Annotated in this window: 13 protein-coding genes and 2 pseudogenes; 8 read left to right on the top strand and 7 right to left on the bottom strand. The window is 74.2% G+C overall.

Going from position 1 to position 10,332, the window contains the following annotated elements; all coding sequences use genetic code 11:
* Nucleotides 1-578: nitronate monooxygenase (locus JNW89_RS17385; protein ID WP_238449719.1), on the bottom strand; the 578-nt coding region annotated here is incomplete at its 3' end.
* Between the two features lie 128 nt (nt 579-706).
* Between JNW89_RS17385 and JNW89_RS17380 the strand changes: the two genes are divergently transcribed.
* Together JNW89_RS17380 and JNW89_RS17375 are read left to right on the top strand one after the other, a co-directional pair.
* A complete protein-coding gene (locus JNW89_RS17380) occupies nt 707-1,216 on the top strand; it encodes a DinB family protein (RefSeq protein WP_238449718.1) in 510 nt (169 codons plus the stop codon).
* A gap of 64 nt (nt 1,217-1,280) precedes the next feature.
* Entirely contained in the window at nt 1,281-2,027 is a 747-nt protein-coding gene (locus JNW89_RS17375) for an ABC transporter permease (RefSeq protein WP_238449717.1), read from the top strand.
* A gap of 52 nt (nt 2,028-2,079) precedes the next feature.
* On the opposite strand, the gene JNW89_RS17370 is transcribed toward JNW89_RS17375, so the two are convergent.
* Both JNW89_RS17370 and JNW89_RS17365 read right to left on the bottom strand, forming a co-directional pair.
* Nucleotides 2,080-2,667, bottom strand: a complete 588-nt coding sequence (locus JNW89_RS17370; RefSeq protein WP_238449716.1) for a DUF4386 domain-containing protein — start codon at nt 2,665-2,667, stop codon at nt 2,080-2,082.
* A complete protein-coding gene (locus tag JNW89_RS17365; protein ID WP_238449715.1) occupies nt 2,640-2,807 on the bottom strand; it encodes a hypothetical protein in 168 nt (55 codons plus the stop codon). The genes JNW89_RS17370 and JNW89_RS17365 overlap by 28 nt, the downstream gene beginning before the upstream one ends.
* 106 nt (nt 2,808-2,913) lie before the next feature.
* Between JNW89_RS17365 and JNW89_RS17360 the strand changes: the two genes are divergently transcribed.
* Entirely contained in the window at nt 2,914-3,627 is a 714-nt protein-coding gene (locus JNW89_RS17360) for a TetR/AcrR family transcriptional regulator C-terminal domain-containing protein (protein ID WP_238449714.1), read from the top strand.
* A gap of 196 nt (nt 3,628-3,823) precedes the next feature.
* Nucleotides 3,824-3,946: a ribosomal protein bL36 gene (locus JNW89_RS17355; RefSeq protein WP_238449713.1), complete on the top strand. Its 123-nt coding sequence runs from the start codon at nt 3,824-3,826 to the stop codon at nt 3,944-3,946.
* A gap of 45 nt (nt 3,947-3,991) precedes the next feature.
* Here the strand turns inward: JNW89_RS17355 and JNW89_RS17350 are convergent, their stop codons facing one another.
* The 3 genes and pseudogenes from JNW89_RS17350 to JNW89_RS37695 form a co-directional block, all read right to left on the bottom strand.
* Nucleotides 3,992-5,092 carry a major royal jelly family protein gene (locus JNW89_RS17350; RefSeq protein WP_238449712.1) on the bottom strand — a complete coding sequence of 367 codons (1,101 nt, stop codon included), beginning with the start codon at nt 5,090-5,092 and terminating at the stop codon, nt 3,992-3,994.
* 200 nt (nt 5,093-5,292) lie between these two features.
* Nucleotides 5,293-5,973 carry an NmrA family NAD(P)-binding protein gene (locus JNW89_RS17345; RefSeq protein ID WP_306344876.1) on the bottom strand — a complete coding sequence of 227 codons (681 nt, stop codon included), beginning with the start codon at nt 5,971-5,973 and terminating at the stop codon, nt 5,293-5,295.
* Between the two features lie 104 nt (nt 5,974-6,077).
* A pseudogene (locus JNW89_RS37695) lies at nt 6,078-6,149 on the bottom strand (hypothetical protein); the annotation flags it as partial.
* Nucleotides 6,150-6,260: 111 nt separating this feature from the next.
* On the opposite strand from JNW89_RS37695, the gene JNW89_RS17340 reads away from it, so the two are divergent.
* The 4 genes from JNW89_RS17340 (at nt 6,261) to JNW89_RS17325 (ending at nt 8,707) form a co-directional block, all read left to right on the top strand.
* Nucleotides 6,261-6,698, top strand: a complete 438-nt coding sequence (locus JNW89_RS17340) for a helix-turn-helix domain-containing protein (protein WP_238449711.1) — start codon at nt 6,261-6,263, stop codon at nt 6,696-6,698.
* 314 nt (nt 6,699-7,012) lie between these two features.
* A complete protein-coding gene (locus tag JNW89_RS17335; RefSeq protein WP_238449710.1) occupies nt 7,013-7,939 on the top strand; it encodes an NAD(P)/FAD-dependent oxidoreductase in 927 nt (308 codons plus the stop codon).
* Nucleotides 7,940-8,065: 126 nt separating this feature from the next.
* Nucleotides 8,066-8,326, top strand: a complete 261-nt coding sequence (locus JNW89_RS17330; RefSeq protein WP_238449709.1) for a hypothetical protein — start codon at nt 8,066-8,068, stop codon at nt 8,324-8,326.
* Between the two features lie 39 nt (nt 8,327-8,365).
* On the top strand, nt 8,366-8,707 hold the full coding sequence (locus tag JNW89_RS17325; protein WP_238449708.1) for an MmcQ/YjbR family DNA-binding protein: 342 nt from the start codon (nt 8,366-8,368) through the stop codon (nt 8,705-8,707).
* Nucleotides 8,708-8,724: 17 nt separating this feature from the next.
* On the opposite strand, the pseudogene JNW89_RS17320 reads toward JNW89_RS17325, so the two are convergent.
* A pseudogene (locus tag JNW89_RS17320) lies at nt 8,725-10,226 on the bottom strand (Na+/H+ antiporter).
* Nucleotides 10,227-10,332 lie beyond the last annotated feature (106 nt).

Below are 10,332 nucleotides of genomic sequence, written 5' to 3'. Positions count from 1 at the left end.
AGGGGCAGCACCCCGTAGTCGTCGTCGTCCGGCAGGCCACCGCGGTGCCCGCCGGCCTCGGTGCCCTGCACGACGACGGCGTCCACCGCCGAGTCCGACCGCCGCCGAGGCGCGTCGGGGCTGGTGACCCGTGGCCCAGACCTCGGTGCCCCGCTCCCGCAGGCGGCCACCGCCGCCCGGTCGGGCAGCCCGAACACGAAGGACACCACCGGCACCGGGTCCGCGAGCAGGGCGGCCAGCTTCTCCGGGTACGCGTCGTCGCCGCCGACCGGTTCGCCGAGCGTCACCCCGTGCCGCCGGGCCTCCGGGGCGAGCCGTTCGGCGTACGCCCGGACAGCGGCCTCGTCGACCGCATGGCCGTTCGGGTCCGGTAGGAAGATGTTGACGCCGAACGGGCGGTCGGTGCGGGTACGGACCTCGGCCACGTCGGCGGCGAGCCGGTCGGCGCTGATCATCCCGGCGGCCAGGAAGCCCAGGCCACCCGCGGCCGAGACGGCCGCCGCGAGGGCCGGTGTCGACGGGCCGCCGGCCATCGGCGCGGCGACGATCGGGCGAGGCAGCACGGACAGCACGGACATCCACCCATCCTGCCGGATCGCCGTCGCGCCCACGAGGACGCGGCCCGAGTTCCGTCCACGCGCGGGTGTTGCGTCGCCGCCGGCCGCCGTGGGGTCCCCTCCCGTGCTGGTGCCGTTAGCCTCAGCGGGTGGATCGATGCGACGAGTGCGGCTTCGACTACGCCGACGTCTCCGCCGCCGACCTGCCGCGGCTCCTGCGCGCGGTCGGTGAGCGGTACGCGACCGCGCTGGACGGGGTGGCGGACCTGCGGCGGCGACCGGCCGAGGGGGTGTGGTCGCCACTGGAGTACGCCTGCCACGTCCGGGACGTGCTCCGGGTCCAGACCGATCGGCTGGTCCTGGCGCTCACCGTCGACGAGCCGGAGTTCACCCCGATGGGCCGCGACGAACGCGCCGTCACCGACGCCTACAACGAACAGGACCCGACGGTGGTGCTCGCCGCGTTGGCCACCGCCGCGAGCGACCTGGCGACCCGGTTCTCCGCACTCGATGAAGCGGACCTCGCCCGCACCGGCGTCTACCCGTGGCCGGAACCCCGGGCCCGGACGCTGCTCTGGCTCGGCCGGCACACCATCCACGAAGCCGAACACCACCTGCTGGACATCACCCGCGCCGCCGGCGGCGAGCCCGCCCGCTGACCGTCGCCGGGTCCCGGGTGGGCGGTGCCGGGCGGAGCGCGCGAGGTCGCGGCAGACTGACCCGATGTCGTCGACGATGCTGGTGGTCGGCCCGAAGCTGGCGGTGACCCTGGTCGTGCTGACCGCCGTGGCGGCGGCCTTCGCCACCGTCGGCCGGCTCGGGCACGGCCGGCAGATCGCGGTCGCGGCCGTCCGCGCGGCGGTCCAGTTGGCGGCGGTGTCGCTGCTGATCGCCGCCATCGTGGCGTCGCTGTGGGCCACCGCCGCCTTCGTGGTGGTGATGTGCGCGGTCGCGGCGGGCACCTCCGGCCGGCGGATCACCGGCGGGGCGCGCGGGTGGTGGGCCGCCGTGCCGATCGTGGCCGGCAGCCTCTCCGTCGTGCTCGGTCTGCTGCTGGCGGGCCTGGTGCCGGCGCGCGGGATCGCGCTCATCCCGGTCGCCGGGATCCTGATCGGCGGCGCGATGACCGCCACCTCGTTGGCCGGCCGGCGGGCCCTGGACGAGCTGACCGGCCGTCGGGGCGAGGTGGAGGCGGCCCTGGCGCTGGGGCTGCTGCCCCGCGACGCGGTGCTGCTGGTCTGCCGTCCGGCGGCCGGTCAGGCGTTGATCCCGGCGCTGGACCAGACCCGCACGGTGGGCCTGGTGACCCTGCCCGGCGCCTTCGTCGGGATGCTGCTCGGCGGGGCGGGTCCGCTCGCCGCCGGGATCACCCAGCTGGTCGTCCTGGTCGGGCTGCTGGCCGTGGAGGCGGTCGCGGTGGTGCTGACCGTCGAGCTGGTGGCCCGTGGGCGGCTGCGTCCGACGCCGTGACCGGCCGGGCCGGTGCCGCGGCTGCCGGCCCGGCGATCCCCGGCCGGACCGCTCACCCGGCCGACAGCTCCGCGGGTACCGGGTCCGTCGGGACGTCGCCGGCGGACGCGCCGGCCGGCGCGAAGCCCCGGAGGATGAGGTACCCGGCGAGGCTGACCTCCCACGCGAACACGGGCAGCGCGGCGAGCGAGCCCCAGGTGGAGACCTGCTCGTAGCGCCCGAACAGCACGGCGGTCGCCGAGGCGCAGATGAGCGGCCCACCGACCAGCCCCAGCACGGCGATGGACCGGGGCACCAGCCGCGACCGGTACAGCAGGTGGGCGAGGAGCAGGCTGTTGGCCCCGAGCGCGACGTTGGGACCGAGCAGGAACGCCCAGTCGTGGAGGGCGACGAGTGCCCGGGCGGCGGTGACGAGTGCGGCGTCGTCGGTGCCGGCCGTCCCGGCGACGTCCCGGCGCAGCGTCACCACCGACAGGACGCTGAGGATGCCCACGACGATGACGACCGCCTCCAGGAGGCGTACGCAGAGGTAGCCGAGAGCGGCGGCGTGGTGCTGCCGCCGGACGACGGGGTAGAGCGTGACCGCCGTGCCGACGACGGCGCCGACGAGGATCAGCTCGAAGAACCCGCCGAGCAGCACCCGAGGGTCGGCGCCGCCCCGAGGACGTAGTCGGCGTCGGTCAGCGCGGGGCGGTAGAGCACCAGCCCCGCGATCGCGGCGATCTCGGTGATCAGGAAGAACACTCCCGCGGCCACCGCGGTCCTTCTCGTGGGGCTCATGTCGACTCCTGTCCGTGACCGGCAGGTGTACGCCGTACACCTGAGTACGCACGGACCCTAGGTGTACGCTGTACACCTGTCAAGCGGGACGGGGAGGGGCGAGCCGGTGACCGAGCAGAGCGAGGCCGCGCGTCGCCCGCTGAACACCGAGCGGGTGCTGCGCGCCGCCGTCGCGCTCGCCGACACCACCGGGATCGACTCGCTCAGCATGCGCCGGCTCGCGCAGGAGCTCGGCGTCGTGCCGATGGCGCTCTACAAGCACGTCGCGAACAAGGAAGAGCTGCTGGACGGCATGGCCGACGTGGTCGTGGGGGAGATCGACCCGCCGGACCCCGACGTCGACTGGAAGAGCGCCGTGCGGCAGCGGATCCTGTCCGCCCGACAGGCGCTCCTGCGTCACCCGTGGGCGTCGCGGGTGATCGAGTCACGTACCCGACCGACGCCGGCCACCCTGGCGTACCTCGACTCGATGATCGGGATGTTCCGGGCCGGCGGTCTCTCCGTCGACCTGACGCACCACGTGATGCACGCGCTCGGGAGCCGCGTCCTCGGGTTCAGCCAGGAGTTGTTCGACGACGGCGCGCCGGGCCCCGACCCGGGCACGAAGGCGGCCGCGCTGCGGGAGATGTCCCGCAGGTATCCCCACATCGCGGAGGTCGCGTCGCGGGCCGACCACGACGGGCGGTCCGTCGTCGGTGCCGGCTGTGACGACCAGTTCGAGTTCGAGTTCGCTCTCGACCTCCTGCTGGACGGGTTCGACCGACTCCGGCGGCAGGGCTGGAGTTCCACCACCACCCAGCGGAACCACCACCGGTCGTAGGCCCGCGCCGAGGTCAGCGCCCGGTCAGCCCGCACCCGGCCCACCGTGGGTACGGCGAATGCCCGCTGCCGGGTCGGGTACACCTGCCGCGGTGTGCCCACGGCCCGGGCGACACGTCCCGGCGCCGGGCCGCCTCGTGCCAGTCGACCGTCCACCGGTCACGGCTGCGCGTCACCACAGGAAGGGATGGCTCGGGATGAAGGTCAGAAGCTCCCTGCGGGCGTTGAAGCGGAAGGCGGGCTCGATTGTGGTCCGCCGCCGAGGCAAGCTGTTCGTGATCAACAAGGCCGACCCGCGGCAGAAGGCGCGGCAGGGCTGAGCGGCGGCCCCGCGCGGCGCGCGGGGCCCGCCCGGGTGTCCGGCGTCAGCGCAGCAGCACCGGTCCGGCGTCGATCCGGGTCCGGAACAGGGCGTACGGCTTGCGCCGCAGGTCCTGGCCGCGCTGGTACGTCGGCTGGCGGTGCAGCTGGTTGGCGGTCACGTAGAGGAACCCGTCGGTGGCGACCGACATCGTGTCGGGCCACAGCAGTCGGGGATCGTGGACCAGCGTCTCGTACTCGCCGTCGGCGCGGCGGCGCAGCACCGCGTTGTGCTCGTACGAGGTGAGGTAGAGCCGGCCGGCGTCGTCGGACTCCAGCCCGTCGGACCCGCCGCCCTTGTCGCCCTCGTGGGCCACGGACGCGGCGACCAGGCCGTCGTCGACCGCCGGGTCGGCGAGCGCGTCGGTGGACACGCTGTACCAGTGCCGCGAGGCGAGCGGGCAGTAGTACAGTCGGGCGCCGTCGTGCGAGATGGCGATGCCGTCCGAGCCCATCGCAACCGGCTTCGGCGGGCCGTCGGCGGGGCGTTCCAGCAGCGGCCGCCCCTCGACCACCGGCCGGAACGTCGCCAGCGGCTCGGCCTTGGTGGACGGGTGGTCGTGCAGCCGTCGCCAGGACGCCCCGGAGGCCAGGTCCACCACGATGATCCCGTTCGGGCCGGAGTGGGACGAGTCGGTGATGTAGGCGGTGCCGGCCTCGCCGCGCCGCAGGTCGAAGCGCACGTCGTTGAGGTACGTCGTGGGCAGCGCCACGTCGGTCGGGAAGGTGATGACCTGGCCGACGCTGTCGGTGGCGAGGTCCACCCGGACCAGTTTCGGCCCACCCGGTGCGGTGGGTCGGAACATCGGGCTGCCGGTGTCGAGCACCCAGAGCCGGTCGGCGGGGTCGACCACGACGCTCTGCACCGACACGAACGCCGTCGCGTCGTCGTCCCCGGACGGACTGTTCCACCGCTGGTCCGGGAAGGGCACCTCCGCGCCGTCGCGCAGTTCGACCACCGTCGCCGGCACCTGGTCGCCCCACTTCGGAAAGTTGACGAAGACGCGGCCGGTGTGCGAAACGCTGACCCCGGTCGGCATCGGCCCGGTGAAGCTGTGCACGAGTTCCAGCTCACCGAGCGGCTCGTCGGCCACCGGCCCGGTCACGACGTGCTCCGGCGCATCCGCCCGCCGGCTCGCGCCGCGAGGGTGTGCGGGCACCGGTGGACCAGGTCCTCCATCGACGTCATCTCCGTTCGGCAGGTGGAGGTCGGTCCTTCCCGCCGCCCACCGCCGCAAACGCCCGAATCACGACGTGCGCGGCACGCGCCGGTGGCCCGGGCGCACCCGGCACCGCGCCGAGGGCATCAGCCCTTGAGCGCCACCGCGATCGCGTCGGCGAGGGTGGTGGTGGGGCGGCCGGCGAGGCGGCGCAGGTCACCGCTGTCGGTGGTCAGCTCGCCCCGGGCGATGCCCCGGTCGCACTCGGCCAGCGTGGCCGCGTACGGCTCGGGCAGGCCGGCGGCGACCAGCGCCGTCGCGTACTCCTCGACCGGCAGGTCGCGGTAGACCACCTCGGTACCGCTCTGCCGGGAGATCTCGGCGGCGAGTTCGGCCATGGTGAACGGCTCGTCGCCGCCCAGCTCGTAGACCGCGTTCTCGTGGCCGTCGCCGGCCAGGACGGCGGCAGCGGCGGCGGCGTAGTCGGCGCGGGTGGCGGCGGCGACCCGACCGGCACCGGCGCTGCCGAGGACCGCGCCGTGCTGGAGCGTGGCGGCCAGGTTGCCGGTGTAGTTCTCGGTGTACCAGCCGTTGCGCAGCAGCACGTACGGCAGGCCGGAGGCCCGGATCAGCTCCTCGGTCGCCTGGTGCTCGGTGGCGAGCGGGAAGGTGGCGGTGTCGGCCTTCAGAACACTGGTGTACGCGATCAGGCGTACCCCGGCCGCCACGGCGGCGTCGATGACGGCGCGGTGCTGCGCCACCCGCCGCCCGACCTCGTTGGCCGAGACGAGCAGCAGGCGGTCGGCACCGGCGAGGGCACCGGCCAGGGTCTCGGGGCGGTCGTAGTCGCCTCCCGTACGAGTACGCCCCGGGCGGCCAGGTCGGCGGCCTTTTCCGGGGTGCGGACCGCGGCGACGATCTGCTGGGCGGGGACGCCCCGGTCGAGCAGTTCGGTGACGACGAGGCGGCCGAGCAGGCCGGTGGCTCCGGTTACGACGATCATGGTTGCTCCTCGGGATGACGGGTGCCCTGAAGCATGCACTAACTTTTAGAAAGTGCCAACCCAGATGAAAGTGCAGTGGATCGGAGGGTGTCCGCCGGGTACCGTCGGGCCATGACTGCTCCCCTCACCAACCCCGGCGGAGCGGACGCCAGGGACGCCGACGACCAGCTCGTCGCGGACGTCTTCGCCCGCGGCTGCGGCTCGCGTCGCACGCTGGAGAACATCGCCGGCAAGTGGGGGATCCTGGCCCTCTCCGCGTTGCACGAGGGCGCGTACCGGTTCAACGCGCTGCGCCGCCGCGTCGACGGGGTCAGCGAGAAGATGCTGTCCCAGACGCTCCAGGCCCTGGAGCGGGACGGCCTGGTGCGGCGGGACGTGCAGACGACCATCCCGCCGCACGTCGAGTACAGCCTCACGCCGCTCGGCGCCCGGGTGGCCGAGCGGCTGATCGGGCTGATCGAGCTGGTCGAGAGCGAGCTGGGCACCGTGCTGGCGGCCCAGGCCGAGTACGACGACCGGGCGGCGGCGGACCGCAACCGGCGGAGGTAGGCCCGGTCGACGGAAGCGCCCGGTGGGGATTTCATCCGTTTGCGGCGACAGCGTCGGAATGGCGACAGTGGCGACGGAGGGCCGGCGGGCGGCCGGGCGGTTAGATTCGCCGGCGAGGCTCACCGCAGAGCTAATCCGCTCGGCCTGCCCCGTCGATGGCCGCAGCCCGGCCTCCCCTCGCACCCGCGGGGACGCCCGGACGCGCACCACGACGCCGGCACCCGGACCGCCGCCCCCCGGGAGGTCGTGATGTATCAGTCGCCCGCGCGCGTCTTCGCCCGGCTCGGCGCCACCGGGCCGCTCCCGCGCCATCGGTGACCATGGGCCGGGCCGTGGTGCTCGGCGCGAGCGTGGCCGGGCTGCTGGCGGCCCGGGTGCTCGCCGAGCACGCCGAGAGCGTGCTCGTGGTGGACCGGGACGAACTGGGCGCGGGCACCGGACACCGGGCCGGTGTGCCGCAGGGCACCCAGATGCACGTCCTGCTGCCGGCGGGCCGGGACCAGATCGACCGGTGGTTCCCCGGCTTCTCCCGCCAGGCCGTGGCCGAGGGTGCCGTCCTGCTGCCCGCCGCCGCCCGCCGCAGCTACCTCGACGGCCGGCGCAAGGTCCCGGGCTCGGACGTCGACATGATCGCGGCGAGCCGGCCCTTCCTGGAGGAGCTGCTCCGCCGCCGCACGTTGGCGCTGCCCAACGTGACCCTGCTGCCCGGGCGCGTCACCGGCCTGGACTTCGCCGGCACGGCGGTCACCGGGGTGCGGCACGAGAGCGCCACCGGTCCGGTCGTCACGCCCGCCGACTTCGTGGTGGACGCCACCGGCCGGTCGAGCCGCCTCGGCGACTGGCTGGAGCGGGGCGGGTGGGAACGCCCCCCGATGCGCCGGATGGCGATCAACCTGCACTACGCGACCGCCACGTTCCGGCGTACCGAAAAGGACCCGGTGCCGATCGCGGTGCTGGCCGGCTGCACCGCCGCAGCCGGCGGCCACATCGCCGGCGCCGCCTTCTCCGCCATCGAGGGCGACCGGTGGATCGTGATGCTCGGCAGCTACGGCGACGACCGGCCGGGCCGCGACGCGGACGACCTCGTCCGCCGGTGCCGGGACGACTTTCCCCCCCGAGTTCGCCCGGGTGGTGGCCAACGAGATGCTCGGGACGGTCCGCACCTACCGGCAGGCCGACAGCCGGCGGCGGGACTTCCACCGCCTCCGCCGGGTGCCGGCCGGGCTGGTCGCGGTCGGTGACGCGGTCTCCTCGTTCAACCCGATCTACGGGCAGGGCATGTCGTCGGCGGCCATGCACGCCTCCTGCCTGGCGGAGTACCTCCGCTCCGGCGCCGACCTGCGCCGCCGGCCCGGGAGTTCCTCGCGTTGCAGCGGGTCGTGGTCGACGCGGCCTGGGGGATGTCCACCTCCGCCGACCTGGCCCGCCCGTCGGTGCCCGGCCCGCGCCCGCCGGGATACCGGATCTCCCGATGGGTGGCCGACCAGATCACCGCCGCGTCGGTGACCGACCCGGTGACCGCCCGGCGCTTCGACGCCGTCGTCGAGATGCGCCGCCACCCGAACTCGCTCGCCGCTCCCCGCACCCTGCTGCGCGCGGTCCGGGTCAACCAGGCCCGGGGGCGCTGAGCGTCCGGGCCTGTCGGCCCCTGCCGCTACGGTCGGCGCATGGTCACCGTCGCCGACGTACGGTCGCTGGCACTGACGTTGCCGCGCACCACCGAGCACCTGATCCGCGACCGGGTGAAGTTCCGGGTGGGCGCCATCGTCTACGTCGCGTTCTCCCGCGACGAGACGACGATGGGCTTCGGCTACCCGAAGGAGGAACGCGACGCGCTCGTCGCCGCCGAGCCGGACGTGTTCTTCCTGCCCGGCGCGTCCGACCTGCGCTTCCACTGGGTCTGCTGCCGACTCGACCGGCTCGACCACGACCAGATGGGCGAGCTGGTGACCGAGGCGTGGCGGATGGTCGTGCCGAAGTTCCTGGCGCGCCAGCGGCTGGGCGCCTGACGCCGCGCGCCCGCGCGTCACTCGCTGGTGCTCGGCCCCAGCAGCCGGATCTCCTCGATGTCCAGCGCGGCCTGCACCTCCCGCTGTACGGCGTCGTCGATCTCGTTGTTGTCGCGCAGCCGGTTGACCTCGCGGCGCTTGCGGTCGAGCACGTTGAGCCGCAGTTGGCGGTCCAGTTCCCGGGCCTGGGCGGCCTCGTCGCCCGTCTCGGCGGCGAGCGTCTCCTCCAGGTGCCGTTGGTAGTCGGCGCGGAGCCGGTGGACCGCGTCCTCGCCGATACCGAGCCCGGCGGCGACCTCGGGGAGCGCGGCCAGGCCCGCCCTGGTGGCCGCCGTCCGGGCCCGCCGGACCTCGTCCTCCCGCTCCACGTCACCCTTGAGCTGCGCCCAGTTGACCACCGCGGGCAGCGTGGTGCCCTCGATCACCATCGTCAGCACGATGACCATCGCGGTGCAGAAGATGATCAGGTCACGCTCGGCGATCGGGTCGCCCGCCTTCGTCGTCACCGGCACCGCGAGCGCCGCTGCGAGGGACACCGCCCCACGGAAGCCGGCCCATCCGGCCGCGGTGCGCACCCGGTAGCCGGTCGGGCCCCCGACCTGCGACCGCCGCCGGGCGATGACCTCCAGGCCGTAGCCGGAGACCTGCACCAGGATCATCCGGGTCACCATCACCACCGCGGTCGCCACCGCCCCGATGGTCAGCGCCTGCACCGTCGAGGTGCTGGTGATGCTCTTTGCCGCTCGGGGGATCTGCATGCCGAGGAGGACGAACAACGAACCGTTGATCAGGAAGGTGGAGAGATCCCAGAAGGCGTACGCCAGCACCCGGGACCGCGCCCGGATCACCCGTGGCCCGAAGTAGGACAGGACGAGGCCGGCGACCACCACCGCCAGCACCCCGCTGGCGTGGACGAGCTCCGCCAGCAGGAATGCGAAGAACGGGGTCAGCACGCTCAGCGCGCCCTCGCGCAGCGGGTCGTCGAGGCGACGACGGATCGCGATCACGACCCCGCCGGCCAGCAGGCCGGCGGCGACCCGCCCGCCGCCGAGCCGGCGAACTGGCCGAGCAGGACCGGCGCGGCCGGCCAGGCGCCCCCGGCGATCAGGCCGACCGTGACGGAGAAGAGCACCAGTGCGGTGCCGTCGTTGATCAGGCTCTCCGCGCGCAGCGTGGTCAGCAGCCGGCGGGGCATCCGCTTGGCGAGGCCGGCGACCGCCGCGGCGTCGGTCGGCGCGAGGACCGCGCCCAGCACCCAGGCCGCGGCCGGTTCGACGCCGAACTGCTGCACGGTCAGGGAGACCACGATCATCGTGACCGCCACCAGCACCACGGCGAGCAACGTGATCGCCGGCAGGTTGGCCCGGATCTCGCGGAGGCTGATCACCAGGCTCTCCCGGTAGAGGATCGCCGGCAGGAAGAGCAGCAGCACCACCTCCGGCTCCAGCACCACGTGCGACAGCGGCGGGAGCAGCGCGAGCAGCGCACCGAAGGTGATCAGCAGGACCGGCGGGGCCACGCTGTACCGGCCGCCGAGGGTGTGCCGACCAGCACGGTGGTGCCCAGGACCACCGATCAGCACCAGCGCGCGTCACCGCGCCCCACTCCCGCGGCCGGCGGTCGGC

Source organism: Micromonospora sp. 4G55, from assembly GCF_016803375.1.
Note: the sequence above shows the minus strand (reverse complement) of the source record. Positions and strands in the feature narration are given on the sequence as shown.

Coding starts and splice junctions, on each gene's coding strand:
- JNW89_RS17375 (WP_238449717.1), top strand. CDS start 1,281: ATGTCGTCGACGATGCTGGTGGTCGGCCCGAAGCTGGCGGTGACCCTG.
- JNW89_RS17365 (WP_238449715.1), bottom strand. CDS start 2,807: ATGAGCCCCACGAGAAGGACCGCGGTGGCCGCGGGAGTGTTCTTCCTG.
- JNW89_RS17355 (WP_238449713.1), top strand. CDS start 3,824: ATGAAGGTCAGAAGCTCCCTGCGGGCGTTGAAGCGGAAGGCGGGCTCG.
- JNW89_RS17340 (WP_238449711.1), top strand. CDS start 6,261: ATGACTGCTCCCCTCACCAACCCCGGCGGAGCGGACGCCAGGGACGCC.
- JNW89_RS17325 (WP_238449708.1), top strand. CDS start 8,366: ATGGTCACCGTCGCCGACGTACGGTCGCTGGCACTGACGTTGCCGCGC.